This is a genomic window from Streptomyces sp. NPDC051582 (genome assembly GCF_040681715.1).
In the GTDB taxonomy this organism is placed as follows: Bacteria; Actinomycetota; Actinomycetes; order Streptomycetales; family Streptomycetaceae; genus Streptomyces.
Window position 1 is genome coordinate 214,520 of record NZ_JBFAZJ010000006.1, and the last position, 16,916, is coordinate 231,435.

General features: G+C 74.4%; 16 protein-coding genes. 8 read left to right on the forward strand and 8 right to left on the reverse strand.

The features are described from left to right. Window positions 1–43 precede the first annotated feature (43 nt). On the forward strand, window positions 44–4,858 hold the full coding sequence (locus AB0M92_RS11280) for a hypothetical protein (RefSeq protein WP_366101851.1): 4,815 nt from the start codon (window positions 44–46) through the stop codon (window positions 4,856–4,858). A gap of 5 nt (window positions 4,859–4,863) precedes the next feature. On the opposite strand, the gene AB0M92_RS11285 is transcribed toward AB0M92_RS11280, so the two are convergent. Beyond that, on the reverse strand, window positions 4,864–5,424 hold the full coding sequence (locus AB0M92_RS11285; protein ID WP_366101852.1) for a hypothetical protein: 561 nt from the start codon (window positions 5,422–5,424) through the stop codon (window positions 4,864–4,866). 176 nt (window positions 5,425–5,600) lie between these two features. Here AB0M92_RS11285 and rpmG point away from each other — a divergent pair, with 176 nt between their 5' ends. The 6 genes from rpmG to AB0M92_RS11315 all read left to right on the forward strand — a co-directional run bounded on the left by rpmG (window position 5,601) and on the right by AB0M92_RS11315 (window position 9,142). Then, complete coding sequence (rpmG, locus tag AB0M92_RS11290; protein WP_366101853.1) at window positions 5,601–5,765, forward strand: 50S ribosomal protein L33; 165 nt, start codon at window positions 5,601–5,603, stop codon at window positions 5,763–5,765. A gap of 106 nt (window positions 5,766–5,871) precedes the next feature. After that, window positions 5,872–6,114 carry a type B 50S ribosomal protein L31 gene (locus tag AB0M92_RS11295; protein WP_366101854.1) on the forward strand — a complete coding sequence of 81 codons (243 nt, stop codon included), beginning with the start codon at window positions 5,872–5,874 and terminating at the stop codon, window positions 6,112–6,114. Between the two features lie 181 nt (window positions 6,115–6,295). Further along, window positions 6,296–6,901, forward strand: coding sequence for a GPP34 family phosphoprotein (locus tag AB0M92_RS11300; protein ID WP_366101855.1), 606 nt, complete (start codon window positions 6,296–6,298; stop codon window positions 6,899–6,901). A 103-nt stretch (window positions 6,902–7,004) separates the two neighbouring features. Next, on the forward strand, window positions 7,005–7,976 hold the full coding sequence (locus AB0M92_RS11305) for a LysR family transcriptional regulator (RefSeq protein ID WP_366101856.1): 972 nt from the start codon (window positions 7,005–7,007) through the stop codon (window positions 7,974–7,976). A gap of 17 nt (window positions 7,977–7,993) precedes the next feature. Then, window positions 7,994–8,350 (forward strand): hypothetical protein, encoded by a 357-nt coding sequence (locus AB0M92_RS11310; RefSeq protein ID WP_366101857.1) that lies wholly within the window; start codon window positions 7,994–7,996, stop codon window positions 8,348–8,350. Between the two features lie 9 nt (window positions 8,351–8,359). After that, the gene (locus AB0M92_RS11315; protein WP_366101858.1) at window positions 8,360–9,142 is read left to right on the forward strand and encodes a crotonase/enoyl-CoA hydratase family protein; all 783 of its coding nucleotides are present in this window, start codon (window positions 8,360–8,362) and stop codon (window positions 9,140–9,142) included. Here AB0M92_RS11315 and AB0M92_RS11320 read toward each other — a convergent pair. The 5 genes from AB0M92_RS11320 to AB0M92_RS11340 form a co-directional block, all read right to left on the reverse strand. Next, window positions 9,102–9,557: a hypothetical protein gene (locus AB0M92_RS11320; RefSeq protein WP_366101859.1), complete on the reverse strand. Its 456-nt coding sequence runs from the start codon at window positions 9,555–9,557 to the stop codon at window positions 9,102–9,104. The genes AB0M92_RS11315 and AB0M92_RS11320 overlap by 41 nt on opposite strands. A 26-nt stretch (window positions 9,558–9,583) precedes the next feature. Further along, window positions 9,584–11,161 (reverse strand): carboxylesterase family protein, encoded by a 1,578-nt coding sequence (locus AB0M92_RS11325; protein WP_366101860.1) that lies wholly within the window; start codon window positions 11,159–11,161, stop codon window positions 9,584–9,586. A gap of 84 nt (window positions 11,162–11,245) precedes the next feature. After that, window positions 11,246–11,755, reverse strand: coding sequence for a hypothetical protein (locus tag AB0M92_RS11330; protein ID WP_366101861.1), 510 nt, complete (start codon window positions 11,753–11,755; stop codon window positions 11,246–11,248). Further along, the gene (locus AB0M92_RS11335; protein ID WP_366101927.1) at window positions 11,752–11,970 is read right to left on the reverse strand and encodes a helix-turn-helix transcriptional regulator; all 219 of its coding nucleotides are present in this window, start codon (window positions 11,968–11,970) and stop codon (window positions 11,752–11,754) included. Before AB0M92_RS11335 ends, AB0M92_RS11330 begins: the two co-directional genes overlap by 4 nt. 53 nt (window positions 11,971–12,023) lie before the next feature. Beyond that, window positions 12,024–12,167: a hypothetical protein gene (locus AB0M92_RS11340; protein ID WP_366101862.1), complete on the reverse strand. Its 144-nt coding sequence runs from the start codon at window positions 12,165–12,167 to the stop codon at window positions 12,024–12,026. A 274-nt stretch (window positions 12,168–12,441) separates the two neighbouring features. On the opposite strand from AB0M92_RS11340, the gene AB0M92_RS11345 reads away from it, so the two are divergent. Continuing rightward, complete coding sequence (locus AB0M92_RS11345; protein ID WP_366101928.1) at window positions 12,442–12,792, forward strand: hypothetical protein; 351 nt, start codon at window positions 12,442–12,444, stop codon at window positions 12,790–12,792. A 30-nt stretch (window positions 12,793–12,822) separates the two neighbouring features. On the opposite strand, the gene AB0M92_RS11350 is transcribed toward AB0M92_RS11345, so the two are convergent. Then, complete coding sequence (locus tag AB0M92_RS11350) at window positions 12,823–14,247, reverse strand: extracellular solute-binding protein (protein WP_366101863.1); 1,425 nt, start codon at window positions 14,245–14,247, stop codon at window positions 12,823–12,825. Beyond that, the gene (locus AB0M92_RS11355; protein ID WP_366101864.1) at window positions 14,244–16,916 is read right to left on the reverse strand and encodes a vWA domain-containing protein; all 2,673 of its coding nucleotides are present in this window, start codon (window positions 16,914–16,916) and stop codon (window positions 14,244–14,246) included. Before AB0M92_RS11355 ends, AB0M92_RS11350 begins: the two co-directional genes overlap by 4 nt.

Consider the following 16,916-nt stretch of genomic DNA (forward strand, 5'->3'; position numbering starts at 1 on the left):
ATGTCGGGCGGGGTTGTCAGCGGGGCGTGCGACGATGCGAAACATGATCGTCTCGTTGGAAACCCTGCTGCCGACCACCGGTGCTCACACCTCGACCACCTACGTCGACTGGGTCGCCGCCCACGACCCGGGCGCGGCCGCGGGCGCCCGCGATCTGATCGAGGACATGCGCACCGAGCTCGGGCGGTCCCGGACCAAGCCCGGCCGGTTCGTGGACACGATGACGGCGCGGGCACGGCGGCTGCCGGCGGCGCATCTGCCGTGGTTCTGGGACACGGTGGGCCACCGGCTGATCGGCTGCGGGAACCGGCCGGGCGGGCGGGCCTACGCGGCGGCGCGCGCGGCCGAGGCACAGCACGCGCTCCCCGTGGACCCCGCGTACCGCAGGGCCAACGCTCTGCTGTTCGCAGCGGGCGGGGCCATGCCGGCCAAGGAGTTCGGGGCTCACCAGCGGTTCCTCGCCGAGACGCTGGAGCCGTCCGCCGCGCACACCGCCCTGGAGGCGTTCGTGACCGCGTGGGCGGGTTCGGCGGCGGACCTGCCGGCCGACCTGGTGCGCCGGGTGCGGGCCTCCGCGAAGGCGGCCGGCCACGGGGACGGGGAGGTCGCGCGGCTGGTGGGCGCGATCCTGTCGGTCACGCGGAAGAAGTCGGTGCCGCAGGCGCTGCTCGATGCCGCGGGTACGGTCCTGACGGCCCATCCGCCGACGGACGGGATCGCGGCGGGGCTGGTGGAGGTGTTCCCGGACGGGGTGACCGACGGCGGGGCCTGGCTGCGGATGCTCATCGGCTCCGGCGCGGCGGAGGCCATGGCCGCCGGACGGGTGGTGCCCGAGGGCGGGCTGCACCGCTGGGTCGGGAACTACGTACGGATGTACCAGTACGCGGCGCAGTCCGGGGGCGGGGTGGCGCGGCAGCCGCTGCCGGCGGAATTCCTCGACCTGGTGGGCCGGTTGGGTCCGCGGCTGCGGGCCGGGGGCGCCCCGGTGGCGGTTCACCACACCCGGTACCACCACCAGGGCTTCGACGCGGACGTGCTGGACGCGTGTCTGGCGGCCGGCGTGGCGGTCGTCGACCCGGGGCCGCAGACGCGGATGCGGTTCTGGGGTGAGCGCTCCCGCCGGGACCTGTCGGCACTGGCCGCCGACGCGGTGTTCGGCCCGCGGCTGGAGGGGACCGTGCACGCGGATCTGCTGCCGCAGTGGGGCCCCGCGTCGCGGCGCCGGACCGGTTCGGCGGTGACGCTGCTGCCGGGCAACGCGGGCATCGCCCAGGAGGTGGCCGTACGGGTCGGCAAGCTGGTCGACACCGTGGCCGGTGGCGGCATGGCCGGGGCGGAGGAGGCCGTGGCCGAGCTCGCGACCGTCCTGGACCGGCCGACGGTGACGGCCCTCGACGGGATCGCCGACGCGCTGGCCGGGGCGGGGGCGGCGGGCGCGCTGCACCGCTCGCTGTCGGCCGGTCTGCCCGAGGAACTGGCGTGGCCGGCCCTGGAGTCGGTGTACGCCGCGTTCGCGTCGGGCGCCGGCGGGGAGGAAGCGGACGAGGCGCTGCCGGGTGCGGCGGGAGTGGCCGGGGTGACCTCCAGCTGGCCGGTGCTGACGGTGTTCGGACGGGACCGGGCGGTGGCCGTCGGTCCGGAAGGGGTGCGCGGATCCTGCGAGTTCACGGTGCCCGACGAGGCGACGATGTACGCGGTGCACTACGTGGGCGGCTCCTTCCTGGTGAGCTGGACCCTGAAGCAGAGCCCGTACCACTGCGACACCGCCGTGTGGGCGGAGCGGCCCGCGGAGCCGTTCGCCCCGGACGAGGTGGGCGGTCTGGTGCCCTTCGGCGGCAGTCTGGACGGGGCGTACGGCTTCCAGTTCGAGACCGCCGACGGGGGCGGCCGCCACGGTGGCGGCCGGGTCCTGCGTCCGGGCGGGACCGGGGGCATCGACCGGGACGAGCTCCAGCTCGGCGACGGCTCGCGGATCTGGACCAACGCGGTGTTCGGGCGCAGGCCCTGGGAAGTGGTGGACCCGGTCACCGGAGAGCCGCAGGGCCCGGTCGCACTGCCGGACTTCCCGGGCCGCGCGGCGCATGCCGATCCGGCCGCGCAGCCGTCCGAGGTCGGGATGGCGCCGGCCTCGGAGGCGCTTCAGCTGGCGCCGCTGCCCTCCGGGTTCGACGGATCCCCGCTGGGCAGCCGGGACGGGCTGGTCGGCACCCGGGTGCTGTACCGCACCCGGCACCGCCACAACGCGCCGGACCACTACCTGGTGGAGAGCGTGGACGGGCGCAGCGCCCGCTTCGACGTCGACCGGCAGGGTCAGGAGCCGTGGGGTCTGTGGGCGCCGCCGGAGGCGGCGTCGGTGGAGCACGAGGTGCAGGACGTGGTCCTCGCCGAGGCGCAGACCCGTACGGGCGTGCGCGCCTACGCCGCCGACGGCGCTCTGCTGTGGGAGCTGGACGGGCACGCGTCGCCACGGCACCCGCGGGTGGCCCCGGTGCGCCGGGCCACCGCGTCGCGCGGCGTGGCCCTGCCGCCCGCCTTCTGGTATCTGCTGCGGACCCGGGACGCTGCCGGGTCGCGGGCGCTGCGGGGCGCGGGCCGGGAGACGGCGCAGGCGTTGCTGGAGGCCGCCCGCTCCGGCGACGCGGAGGCGCTGCGTGAGGCCGTGGCGCGGGAGTTGCCGGAGGTCACCGACCCGGTGCTGGTCGAGGCCGTGGTGGCGGTGGCGGGGCGGGCCGCGCGGGTGGAGGGGCGCAGGCTCGCCCTGCACCGGCGCGTGACCCTGCTCGCGCAGGCGCCGCCCGCCCCGCCGCGCCGGTCGGCGCCCGACACCGTGCTGATGCCCGCGTTGTTCGGCCTGGTCTCGCGGGGCGAGGGCGGGACGGGGCGGCGCAGCCCCGAGGTGAGCCTGCCCGCGACGCTGACCGCTCTGGCTGCCGACGGGGCCTGCCTGGCGGGGGCCGTCGAGGAGGAGGTGCGGCGGCTCTCGCCGCCGGCGCCGCCGCGGGACTGGTCGCAGCTGATGGGCGCGATCGACGCCGTCGCCTGGCGGGCGGCGGTGGAGCCGACGCCGGACGGGGAGCGGACCGCGCTGCTGGCGCTGCTGGGCACGTGGGCCGACCAGCCGTTCGCCCGGGCGGGCGGCCGGTGGTGGGTGGGCCGCGCGTCCGCCGAGGCCCTGGGCGGGCTGCGCGCGAGCGGGACGGCGGCGGCGTCCTGGCCGGTGCGGCCCGGCGGCTCGGAGCACTGGTTCGTGGCGGCCGCGGCCGAGGCGGGCGAGGACCCGGTGCCGACGGCGGCCCCGCAGGCGCGGCCGGTCCGGGTGGAGCGGGATGACGCCGCCCGGCTGCGGGCCCTGGTCGCGGCGGTCGAGGAACACGGGCCGGTGCCGGTGCCGGAGTCGGCTGCCGTGCGCTTCGCCGAACTGACGGGCGTGCGCGCGGCGGTGGCCCGCCTCGTGGTGGCCGGTCTGGTCGGCCGGGCCGACCGTGACGAGGACCGCGCCCTGGTCCGCAGGGCCCCGTACAAGGCGACGCCGATGACGGCCGACGCGTACGACCGGCTGCGCGCGGGGCTCGGCGGCGCGGGGCGCCGCGCGGTCCTGGCGGCGGGCCTGCCCGAGGACCCGGCCGAGCTGTGGCGGCCGGGCGGTGTCGAGGCGGCCGTGGAGCGCATGGCCGAGGTCTGGCGGGAGCGTCTCGGGACGCTGCCCGCCCTGGACGACGACGCGGCGGACGCGCTGGAGGCCGGGCTGGGGCTCTGCGAGGTGTGGGCCCGGCGGCTCGCGGGCGGGTACGCGGCGGCGGCGGACGCCACGGTGGAGGCGGCCGGGTGGGAACTGGCGGCTTCCGCGTACGGGTCGGGCGTGGAGGTCCGGGCGGTGCCGCCGGCCGGGCCCGAGCTGCCGTACCGCACTCCGGTGGGACTCCCGCTCCGGCAGATCGCGAGCGCGCTGGTCTGGGCGTGGACGGACCGGCCCGTGGGTGATCCGGCGGTGGCGGGCGCGATGGACCTCTATGAGCGGCTGCGGGCGGAGCTCGATCGTCCGGAACTGCTGGTCGCGCTGGCCGGTGGGCGGGTCGAGGACACCCCGGAGCGGATCGCTCAGCGGTTCGGGCCCGGGCGGCTGCCGGTGGCGACGGACCGCCGCAAGGAAGCGGAGCCGCTTGCGGTGACCGCGTACGACGCGGGGGCGCTGGTGGTGTGCGTGCCGGGCGGCTCTTGCTTCCTGCGGCCGGCGGCGGTGGCCGACCCTGAGGCGTGGCGGCGGGTGCGGGAGGTCGCCGAACTGGGCCGGGAGCTGGACCGGGTGGAGCCGCTGCTGGCCGGCGGCGGTCTGGAGCGGATGATGCGGCGGGCCCGGTCCGGGGCGGTGCCGGCCGGTGCGTACGAGGCGGATCCGCGCCAGTCCTGCCCGGAGCTACTCGCCCGGGTGGCTGAGCAGCTCGGGGCGGGCGCGGATGCGGCGGCCCTGTACCTCCAGCTGGCGACGCTGGCCGCGCCGACGGACCGGAACGTACGGCGCTGGAACGACTGGTCGGCCAAGCGGCACGCGGCCGCCCGTACGGAACTGCTGGGCACGGGCAGGGTGGTGGAGGCGAAGCGGGCCCGGGCGGGCCGGACCCTGTTCCTGCCCGGGGAGTGGACCGAGCCGGGGTCCCCGCACCTGCCCCTGGAGGCGTCGAAGCTGGCGGCGCACGCGGTGCGGCCGCTGCCGCGCAACCGGATCCTCAGCCCGTTCGGCCGGGTCCTGCCGACGGCACCGCTGCACGAGATGTTCGCCGCGGCCTGGGAGCGGGAGTCCGGCGGGGCGAGCGGCGGAGGGAGGGGCGAGACGGGCGCAGCACTTCGACCGGGACCGTGAAGGTCCTAGACGGGGCAGGGCTTGTATTCCAGGCTGAGTTCGCGGTCGACCGCGTAGCTCGTCCGCATCGACGCGTCGATGACCTGCTGCCAGGTGCCGTACTTGGCGTACAGCTGGTCCGCGGTGGGGCCGAGCGGGTTGCCGTACTTGGCGATGTTGCGCTCTTCGAGGATGCGGACCTCTTCCGGGGTCATGCCGGCGCGGGTGATCGCCTTGGCCTGGTTGCGCATGTCCACCAGTTCCCTGGCGACCTCCTCGTCGGTGGCCCCGGCCTCCCGCATGTCGGCCGCGGTCCGGTGCATGTCCTCAAGGAGGTCGTGGTACTGGATCCGGATCCTCTGGGCCTCGACCTTCTCGTCCATGGGGAGCACCCGGATCCGGCACACGACCGGGTCGGTGCTCGGGCAGGGGTCGTCGGCGGAGACGGGCGCGGCCAGGGGTGCGGTGATGATCGAACCGCACGCCTCCGCAGCGGCGGCCGAGGAGGAGGCGAGGGTGGCCGACAGTGCGAGGGCGGCCACGAACGGACCCAGCGCACGGCGCAGTGATGAAGATCGAAGAGACATGCCGCCATCCTCGGCAGTCGCGCACCGCCGTACACGCACCCACACCGATGATCACTCGGACGGGGAGGGGCCGGGGCGCTCCCCGGCGGGAATGCATCGTGCCCGGCTCCTGTTACAGGACTCAGCTGGCATGCGCGAGTCAAACATCGCGCGAGTGCCGCCGAGAGGAGGACCCCGTGGCACGCAACACCACGCGTCCCGTCGTCCGGCTGAAGTCGACGGCCGGGACGGGCACCACCTACACGACCCGCAAGAACACCCGGAACAACCCCGACCGGCTGGTCCTGCGCAAGTACGACGCCCTGGCCGGAAAGCACGTCGCCTTCCGGGAGGAACGCTGAGGCACCCCGGGCACCGCCCGGAACGCACGCGCACCCGGCCCGCACGCCTGAGGCACGAAGCCTGAGGCCTCAGGCACGAGGCACGAGGCATGAGGAAGGACACCGCATGAAGCCCCGCATCCACCCCGCATCCCGTTCCGTCGTCTTCCGCGACCGTGCGGCCGGCACCGCGTTCCTGACCCGGTCGACCGCGCACGCGCCGAGCACCGTCGAATGGGAGGACGGCAAGACCTACCCGCTGGTCGATGTCGAGGTCTCGTCCGCCAGCCACCCGTTCTACACGGGGACCGCGCGGATCGTGGACTCCGAGGGCCGGGTGGAGCGTTTCCGCCGGCGCTACGACCGCTGATCGGCGTCGCGCTTCCAGGCCCGCCGGGGCTGACGCGAGCGCGCCTCGCGGGGCGCCGGCCCGCGACACGGCGGCTTTCCGCCAACCGGGAGCGCTACTCTCGCTGTTCGGACGGCCTCGGATGCCGGGTGGGCCGCCCGGTGGGACACCTCACTGCCGATGACCCCGAGGGGAGCCGTTCATGACCACGGCGAAAGACCTGTTCATCATCGCCATGGATCCGCAGCCGAACCATTCCGTGGGGCAGGGCGACTTGTCGCTCGCGCTCGCCGGAGCGGAGCTGATCGATCTCATCGGCGCGCAGGTCGTCACCTTGGACGGTGACAGCATCGTTCCGGGCGGGCAGTCGGTGCCGGACGACCACCAGTTGGGCGAAGCCTCGCAGGCGCTCACCCGGCACGTGCCGTACGAGCGGGTCGAGGACTGGTTGTGGCGCAGGGGCCGCGATCTCGCCTCCGCGTACCAGAGCGCCCTCGAAGCCGAAGGTCAGCTGACGCAGGGACGGAGCGGCCGCTCGCTCTTCGGGTCCGAACGCCTGGAACTGGTGGACTCCCCCGCCCGCCGCCAGGCCCGGCACCGCTGGGAGGCGGACGAGCCCGTGCTCGCAGCCCTCGCGGCGGTCGTCGGAGTGCAGAGCGCCCCCTCCGAGGAGGAGCCGGAGCTCGACGACGAGGCGGTCACGACCGTGCTGGCGATCGTCAACGACGCGGTCATGGAGTTGGAGGCCGTACGCCAGCGGCGGACCATCGAGAAGGCCGCGTTCGCCAACGTCTGGCGCGCCCCCTGACCCGGCACCTGTGACGGATGGCGGGAGGGGCGGGCTGCCCAGCGGCGCAAAGATGCGGGTCCTATAGTTGCTCCTGGTACAAAAATGCAGGTCAGGAGCATCGATGGATCTGAATCTACTGCGCGCCCTGGACGCCCTGCTCCAGGAGAACAGCGTCACCCGGGCCGCCGAGCGGCTCGGTACCTCGCCCGCGGCAGCCAGTCGCACGCTCGCCCGGCTGCGCCGTGCCGTCGGCGACCCCCTGCTGGTCCGTGCGGGCCAGCAGCTGGTCCCGACCCCGCGAGCCCTGGAGCTCCGGGAGGAGGTGGGCGCGCTGCTCCGTGGCTGCGACAACGTGCTGCGCCCGGGTGCCGGCTTCGACGCCGTGCACCTCCAGCGCACCTTCACCGTGCAGACCACCGACCTGCTCCTGGCCGGGCTGGCCGGACCCCTGACCGAGCGGATCCACGCCGAGGCCCCGCACGTGGACGTGGTCTTCCTGCCGGAGGCGATGGAGGGCGGCCCCGCGCTGCGGCAGGGCGTGATCGACGTCGAGCTGGGCGTCCTCGGACAGCTGGACCCGGAAATCCGTACCCGAGCGCTCACCCGGGTGCGGCTCGTCGGCATCGCCCGCACCGGCCATCCCCTCTTCAAGGGGCGGATCGACGCGCGCCGCTTCGCCGCCGCCGACCACATCGGCATCTCGCGGACCGGCAAATGCCACGGCCCGATCGACACCGCCCTCGCGCAGCTCGGACTCCGGCGGCGGACGGCGGTGGTCGTCCCCAGCCACACCAGCGCGATGGTCCTCGCCCGGGACACCGACCTCGTCGCCCTCACCCTGGCCGACTGGCTCCCCGGCACCACCGCCGCGATGGGACTGCGCACCTTCCCCATCCCCTTGGACCTGGAACCCCTCGACCTCGGAATGGCCTGGCACCCCCGCAACTCCGCCGACCCGGGTCACCGCTGGTTCCGCGATCACGTGGCGGCCGCGGTACGGGACCCGTCGGGCGACGCGGCCGGCTCCGACCCCGACCCCGGCCAGAGGGGAAATGCAGCAGATCGCCGGACCGGCTCCCGGACGGAGGCCTGAGCTTTTAGGCTGGTCACATGCGCCACACGCTCACCAGCCTCGCCAGTGCCTACGACCTGGAGCACGTCAAGCGCGCCCCGGCCGGCGGTCGCGACTTCATGGCCCGGGCCGCCGCCTACCAGGAACGGCTGGCCCAGCGCCCCGACCTGCGCCACTGGTCCCTCATCGACGACACCGACCCCGGCGATGACGGGCCCTCACGCGTACTCGACGGCGACCTGGACGCGTGGACCCGGCTGGGTGACGGCCCGAACCGGGGTGCCTGGCGCATGGCCCGGTTCGACCGCCCCGGGCAGGAGGAGCAGCCCGGCGGCGCGCTGACCTGGCGGGAGCTCGCGTACCACTACGGGCCCCTCACCGAGGACGACCAGTGAGGATGCGGCATGGCGGATGAGCGGGCACCGGTGCGGGTCGAGCGCGACGGCCCCGTGTTCACGGTGATCCTGAGCCGCCCGGAGGTCCGCAACGCGGTGGACGGTCCGACGGCGGCGCAGCTCGCCGATGCCTTCCGGCGCTTCGAGGCCGACGAGGACGCGGCCGTCGCCGTGCTCTGGGGCGAGGGCGGGACCTTCTGCGCCGGTGCCGACCTCAAGGCGATCGGCACCGAGCGCGGCAATCAGGTGCTCGCCTCGGGGGACGGGCCCATGGGGCCCACCCGGATGCGGCTGGGCAAGCCGGTGATCGCCGCCATCGCCGGGCACGCCGTGGCCGGGGGCCTTGAGCTGGCGCTCTGGTGCGATCTGCGGGTGGCGGAGGAGGACGCGGTCTTCGGCGTGTTCTGCCGGCGCTGGGGCGTGCCGCTGATCGACGGCGGTACGGTGCGGCTCCCCCGGCTGATCGGCGAGAGCCGGGCCATGGACCTGATCCTGACGGGCCGTCCGGTCGGCGCCGCCGAGGCGCACGGGATGGGGCTCGCGAACCGGGTGGTGGGAGTGGGGCAGTCGCGCGCGAAGGCGGAGGAGCTGGCGCGCGAGATCGCCGCGTTCCCCCGGCTGTGCATGCGCCACGACCGGTTGTCCGTCCTGGAACAGCACGGGCTGGAGGAGGCGCAGGCGCTGGCCGGGGAGTACCGCCACGGCCTGGTCCCGCTGGCCGAAGGAGAGACGGCGTCCGGCGCGGGCCGCTTCACCTCGGGAGCGGGGCGGCACGGCGCGTTCGGGGAGTGATCCGCCGCGCGGACCTCGCGCAGAGCCAGGAGAACAGCGTCGCGGCGATCAATGACAGGGAGCAGTAGAGCGCCGTCGTCGCCCACGAGGTGAAGCCCGTGTCCACGGGCGCGTACCTCCCCCACGGCGTCCTGGCGACCCGTACGACGCTCCCGGCGCTCCGCCCGTCGTCCGGCAGCACGATCCTGACCTGCCCGCCGTCCGCGGAGGCCGTCAGGCTCCCGGTGCACTCGACGTGGCTGCCGCCCCGCCCTCCGCCCACGCGTCGGCACTGCGAGACCTGGAGCTGGTCCTCGCTGCCGACGAACCCCAGTCCGGCGAGGCCGGCCAAGGTCACCCACACGGTCACCGCCGTGAACAACAGGGCCACCACGCCCCACGCCACGGCCGCGACGACCCTCCCCCGGTCCATCATCTGATGAGCATAGGACCCTGCGGTGGCTACCCGCCGATCAGGGGAAGCGGTGGGAAGGTGTGGTTCATCCAGATCCGGTCGGAGTCCCGTTCCGGATAGGCGGTGACGGCCGGTCGGGCGTCGAAGAGCCGGACCAGGCGTTCAGCGGTGTCGTACGCGGGCCAGCCCGGGGCGCCCCCGGCGGCGAACTCCGTCCAGGCGGCGCGCATACGGGCGGACACGGCCTCCGCCTCCGCGGAGGGCGGCGCGCCGATCAGCACGGCGGGCTGGCCGCGGTCCAGGGTGCCGAAGACCAGGGGGACGTCCAGGCCGTGGCAGGCACCGAAGGCACCGCCCATGCCCGGGGCCGGCCAGGTCAGCTCGTAGACGTGCGCGCGCCCGCCTGCGGCCGCCTGGGCCTGGGCGAGGTGCAGCGTGGGCATGCGGAACAGCCAGTCCGAGTGGACCAGCTCGTAGAGCTCCTGCGGACCCGCCGACGGAAAGGCCTCGCGGTAATGGCGGTCGCCGTCCTCGCCCGGCGCGAAGATGCGCAGGGCGGTCGCCGCCTGCTCCTCGGTCACCTGCCCGAGCATTCCCTCGATCAGCGTGAACAGCCGTTGTTCATGGCGGGTGTGGCCGACGAGCAGTTCGATGTCACGGCCCGCGCCGTCGGCCAGGGCCTGCCAGGGTGTGGCCGTCAGGACCTCGCCGTCGACGACGGGCGCGAAGAGGATCGACCGGTGCGCGGGTCGGCCCCAGCGGTCCGCCCACTGGTCCATCTTGGCGGCGACCGCGTCACCGGCCGCGGCCAGTCGGTGTGGGTCGACACCGGACAGATCGGCGGTGGTCGGGCGCAGCCCCAGCTCGGCGGCGCAGGCGCCCGCGATGTCCGCGGCGAGCTCCCGTGAGAAGTAGGTGCCCGGTGCGCTCTGCACGATGGCCCGGCGGAAGAGCCCCGACGCGCGCTCCATCGCCAGCAGCGCGGCGATCGAACCCGCCCCCGCCGACTGGCCGAAGGCCGTGACCCGGTCGGGGTCGCCGCCGAAGGCCCGGATGTTCTCCCGGACCCATTCGAGGGCGGCGACCTGGTCGAGCAGGCCGCGGTTGGCCGGAGCCCCGTCGATCTGCGCGAAGCCCTCGATGCCCACGCGGTGGTTGAACGTGACCACGACGACGCCGCCGTCCCGGGCGAGCCGGGCCCCGTCGTACTCGGGAAGGCCGGACATGCCGATCGCGTACGCGCCGCCGTGGATCCAGACCATCACCGGCAGGCCGGCGCCCGACGAGGGTTCGGGCGACCACACGTTGACCGTCAGCCAGTCGTCGCCCGGAGCCTCCTGCGCCAGCGCGTCCATCCCGAACACACCGGCCTGCGGGGGCGGCGGACCGTACGAGACGGCCTCCCGCACCCCGCTCCAGCCCTGTGCCGGCCGCGGCGCGGCGAAGCGCAGGGCACCGACCGGGGGTTCGGCGAACGGAATGCCGCGGAACACCGCCACACCCCCCTCCCGGCTGCCGCGCAGCGCCCCTGCGGTCACGCGGACTTCGGGCCGGGGCCCGCGAGGCACGGACGGCCCGGACGGCTCGGAGGGCCCGGAGGGCTCGGACGCGGCAAGGGGGCTCATCACGACATCCCGTCAGGTACGTGGTGCACGGCGGCACCGGACGCTGCGCATCATCCGCCGTCCGCGGGCTCCGCACCAAGCCATTTACCGGCGGCCGGGCGGAGCCCCCGTGGTCGCGGGCAGGGGCTGGACGCGGATCGCGATCTTGCCGTGTACGCGGCCTTCCCGTAGACGGCGTGCCTTGGCCGGTTGGACCGCGTACCTACCGATCCCGCCCCCGGCGCCGATCGCCAGGACCCGCTGCCCCTGCCTCAACCGCCCGGCGCGCAGGGCCTGGAGAGCGGTGCCAGCCGAGACCGCGACGACCGCCGCCTGTTCGGGCGTGAGCCGGCCGGGCCGCGGAGCCAGCTGGTCCTCCTTGGCGCGGGCGTACTCCGCGAACGCGCCCGCGCACGTGCCGTACACCTCGTCGCCCCGCCGGAAGCGGGTGACGTCCGCCCCGAGGGCCTCGACCCGGCCCGCGGCGTCCATGCCCCGGACGCGCCGCCTCGGTGCGCGCAGGAGCACCTCTCCCCGCCCGGGCACCGGCTGGTCGATCTCTTCGAGACGCAGGACCTCGGGCGGTCCGTACACGTCCTGGAAGCCGGCCTTCATCGGCTCTCCCCTCCCTCTTCGTCCGTGCCGCCCGTCGTGCATGTGCCGTTCGCTCCGCCGCCGGCCGAGTACTGGAAGACGCTGTCGAGGGGCACCCCGAAGACCTGGGCGATCTGGAAGGCCATTTCCAGCGACGGCGAGTAGCGGCCCTGCTCGATGGCGATGACCGTCTGGCGGCTCACGCCGATGCGGCGGGCGAGCTCGGCCTGGGTCATCTCTTGGTGCGCGAAGCGCTGGGCCCGGATGGTGTTGGTGACCCTCGTCGGCTTCACCACGGGTGGAAGCCGAACCGGTAGGAGATGACCTTGACCACCGAGCTGAGCACCGAGGACAGGACGAAGGCCAGGTAGATGGCGTACGACCCGATCGCGACCACCGGCATGCTCCGGGCACGCTTCTCCTCGACTGCCACCACCACTCCCGATGTCAAGAAGACCAGACACCAGGAGTGTCAAGCAGCCGCAACACGATGTCAAGAATTCTTGACCTCGGAGTGCCGACGCCCAGCCGCCGTGCCACGCTGAGATGGAGATCGCGACGGTCCGGCACGCACCACCGGCCGGACGGCCGCGCCAAGCAAGGAGGCCGACATGGCCAGTGACTCCACCCGGACCAGAGCGGCCGGTGCCGACCCGAGCCCGTGGCACGGGCCCACATCCGGAACCACCGTCCTCGCGGCAGCGTTGATGATCTTCGGTGGTGCGATGGCCGTCTTCGAGGGGATCGCGGCCATCGCCAAGGACGACCTGTTCCTGACGACACGCCACTACGTGTTCGAGTTCAGCCTGGCGGGCTGGGGCTGGGTCCACCTCATCCTCGGCATCGTCATCGTCCTCGCCGGGTGCTGCGTCCTGACCGGCGCCCTGTGGGCACGCTTCTTCGGCGTGTTCGTCGCCGGGCTGGGTGCGATCGCCAACTTCCTCTGGATCCCGTACTACCCCGTCTGGGCAACGGTGTTGGTGGCCGTCAACCTCTTCATCGTCTGGGCCCTGTGCCACGGCATGCACCACGAGGCCGAGCACGACCGGGTGGCGTGACGCCGCGAGGCGTGAAGCGCCACCCGGGGGTCAGCGTGTGGGAAGGGCCCGTTTCAGCTCTCTGTCGAGTTCTTCGGCCAGTTGGACGTCGGAGGGTGGTTTGTCGCCCTGGAGCCGGGCCAGTTGGCCGGCGAACGTCTGGCTGAAGGCTCCGTAGAGCGGGGTGCGCGGCCGCTGGACCGCGTTCTCCAGGGCGGGCAGCAGGGTGCCGCGCGCGTACGCGGGGCGGCCGTTCCCGTCCCGCGGCATCCGGTCGGTGCGCTCTCCCGTCGGGGAAGCGGTCGCCTGGCCGGCCGGCTTCGCCGTGGTACAGGTCCGGGCGCCGTCCACGTACGCGGAGATGCGGGTGGCCGCGAACCCCGCGTCGAGCAGACAGCGTTCGCTCTCCTTCCCGGTGAGGAACTCGACGAGCTGCAGCGCGGCGGCAGTCCGCTGCGAGCCCCTGGCCACGGCCAGGTTCTGGCCACCCAGCACCGACTTGCCGGGCAGGGGCGCCACGCCGAGCTGCTGCTCGGACAGGGACTGGTGGAGCGTGCGGTACGCGTACGGCCAGTGGCGGAGGAAGCCGGTACGGCCGGCGGCGAAGTCGGTGAGCGTGTCCGCCTCGTCGGAGTGCACGGCGTCCGGCAGGGTGTACGCGGCCTGCGTACGGTTGCGCAGCTCGTCCAGTCCCGCCTGAAGGTCGGCCACGGAACCGGTGTAGCGGCCGTCCTGGTCGGTGAGGGTGAATCCGTCCGCGGCGGAGGCGAAGGCCTCGATGCCGTTGACGGTGAGCCCTTCGTACGAGGCGTCGAGCTGCGAGGTCCAGCCCTTCGCGTAGACGGCTGGCAGCTTGTTGCGGGCGGTGTCGAGCACGCCGATCAGCTGCTGGACGACGGGCCACCCGGCGCCCTTGCCGAGATCCGGTGTGGTGACGCCGGCGCTCGTCAGGTAGTCGCGGCGGTAGAACAGCAGCCCCACGTCGCTGTTGAAGGGCGCGGCGTACACCTTTCCGCCCCAACGGGCCGTACCCGCGACGGACTTGATGACGTCGTCGTCCACCAGCCGCTCGGGGAGCGGCTGGACGAGCCCCGCCGCCGCGAACTCCGGTACCCAGGTGACGTCGAGGTTGACCACGTCGTACTCGGCGCTGCCGGACTGCAGCGCACCGAGCAGCTGGCTGCGCTGCTGGTCGGCAGAGCCGGGCAGTTCGACGAGGCGGGCCCGGTAGGCGACTCCCTTGGCCTCCTGCTGCCGGTTCCACTCCGCGATGAGCTGTTGGCGGACCCCGCCCTTGCCGGTCACGTCCCGGCCGCTGGCCAGCACGATCTCGCCCGGGACGTCGGCGGCGCCCGAGGCGGCCGGCCGGCCGTCGCCGGCGCCCTCGGCTCCACCCCCGTCGCAGCCCGCGGCGAGGAGCAGCAAGAGGAGTACGCCCGACGCCGCGCGCCGTACGCGTCCGGGGCCGCGGCTCATCCCTCGTCCCCCGTCCCGGTCCTGGCGACCTCGTCCCGCACCCGGGCGACCAGGTCGCCCTTGGTGTCCAGGCAGCGGCCGCCGCTCGCCTCGGAGACGGCCGCGTCCGGTTTGCCCTTGTCGCACCCGCCGCTGTCCAGAGAGGCCATGACCACCGGTGTCCTCCTCGCCCGCGCGGAGGCGAGCAGATCGCCGAGCCGGCCGCCCTCGGTCAGCCGGTTGTTGTCCTCGTCGTCCGTGAGGTAGACGATCAGCTGCGGACGGTGGTCGTCGGTGCCGCGCTGCGCCATGTACTCCAGCGCGGCGACCAGCGCCCGGTAGGGGTCGGCTTCCACGTCCTTGACCTGCGCCGAAGCGGGGATCGCGTGCTGTGCCTGCTCGCGCTCGTGCTTGCCGAAGGGCAGCACTTCGCCGTACGGGCGGGAGCTGCCCGGCTCGGTGGCCACGCCCCACACTCCGTATTCGTCCTGGCCGCCGAGTCCGGCGAGGGACTGGGCGATGATGCCGGGTGCGCCGCCGGGGCCCTCCCACAGACCACCCATGGATCCGGAGGAATCGAGCAGGAAGAGCACCCTGCCCGGTCCGTTGGCTTCCCGGTAGCGCTTGAGCGCGTCGGTCATCGCGGTCGGGAGGGCGGGGCCGGGGAGCAGGCCCGGGTCGGCGAGCGCCCCGAAGTCGCCGCCGGCGAGGGGTCGGTGGGCCCCCGATCCGCCGCGGAAGCCGTCCTGCCCGAACACGGCGGGTCCGCCGGGGGCGGCGGACCCGGACGCCCGCGTACCCCCCTTGCCGGTCAGCCACGTACGGAACCCCTCCGCGGCCTCGTCCCGCGGGCCCTCGTCCCGGTCGGCGCCCTTCCAGCGCACCCGTACGAACGTCGGGCTCAGACCCGGGACGTCGACGGGGTACTCGGCCAGCCGCCCGGTCCGCGTCGCGCTGTCGCAGCCCACCCCGGTCTTCAGCAGGAACTCCGGGACCAGGGCGGAGGTGCGGTCGTCGACCGCGTCGTCGTCGGGCAGGGTGCACAGCAGCTCCGCGCCGGTGCGCGAGGGCGGTCCCGCCTGGGCCACGCCGCGCTCGGCCGAGGCCGGGTCCCGCTCCCCCGAGCCGCCGTACAGGCCGATCGTGGCGAGGAGGCCCGCGTCGGTGTTCTCCGGATCCGTGCGCCGCACTTCGGCCCCGGCCCCCCGCTTCCTGACGGCTTCCGTCAGGGCCGCGAGGCTGCCCACCCGTTCGGCGGCCGGCTCCGCCGCCAGGTTCTGCGGTACGGCGAGCACCACCGGCGAGTAGGCGAACGGCTCCGGATCGGCCTCCAGGGAGACGTACGACCGCTCGGGGGACGCGAGGCGGGCCCGGTCCGCGCTCGCGAACGAGGCCGGGATCCAGATGTCCGGCTGGGGGCCGATGTCGCGCTGCGGGTTGGTGTCGTCGCCCGTCGGCCGCTGCCACGGATCGGACTGCCGGTTGAAAGCGGTGACGGTGGCGGCGGCCCCGGCGCTGTAGACGGTGATGCCGCTGCGCCTGCAGCCGTCTCCCGTCCTGTTCGCGTTCGACGTCAGGTACGCCTCCGCCGCCTTGCGGAGGGTGGGTTCGAGATCGGGGTCGGTGAGCAGCCGCAGTTCGAGCGGCGGCTTGCAGGGGGTGGCGTCCCCGCCGTCGAGGACGGCCAGGCCGGTGGCGACGAAGCCGGCGATCACCGCGGGCACGCCGATGACGGCCGCGAGCCTGCGGCGGCCGGTGAGGGGGACGAACCCGCCCCGCCCAACCGGTCTTCGGGCGACGGCCCGTAACCCGCCGCGCGCCCGACCCGGCTTCGGGGCGAGCCGCCGGCCGCCGGCCTCGTACGGCTCCGCCAAGAGCGTCGGCGGGGCCGGTGGCAACGGCGGCGGCGGCGGCGGGGGCGTGCCCGGCGAGCGGACCGGCGGGGCGGCGAGGAGTACGTCGGTCCCCGAGGTGGCCGGGCGGCTCTGCGGTTCCCACGGCTCGGGGGGCTCGCGCAGCGTCGTGTGGTGCGCGGACATGTGGGCCCTGAGCCGGTCGGCCAGCTCGTCGAAGCCGACCTCGCCGTTGCGCAGGAGGCGTACGAGCTGTGCGGTGAACGGCGTGGAGGTGTCTGCGTCGCCCGCGTCGATGCGGTTGTTGGCCTGGACGCTCATCAGCAGCGAGGTCCGCTGCCGCTGGGCGGTGCCGAGCGCGTCCCACGCCGCCGACGCGTTGCCCGCGTAACAGCAGTCGAGGATGACGACCACCTGCTCCGCTCGCGCCCGGGACAGCACGGTGAGGACGCTCTTCCAGGGCACGGCTCCGCGGAACACGGACTCGGTGCCGGGGACGATCGTCGCCCGCCGCATCAGCAGCCACAGCTCGTCGCCCGTACTGGGCACGGCTCCGTGGCCCGAGAAGTACAGCAGGAGCAGCCCTTCCGCCGCGTCGACGGCGGCGTCCAGGTGCCGGTCGAACTCGTCCACGGTGCGCGGGCGGGTGACGGTGATCGCGTCCTCGGTGAAGACCCCTCCGGCGCGGAGCGCCTGTTGCAGTCCGTCGAGGTTGTGTTCCACCGCCGGCAGGTCGCCCGATACGCCGAAGGGGTGCTCGGGCCGGGTGAAGTCGTAGTCTCCGACTCCGACGAGCAGCGCCCGGTTCGCCTTCCCGCGCGGGTCGAAGCGCGCCAC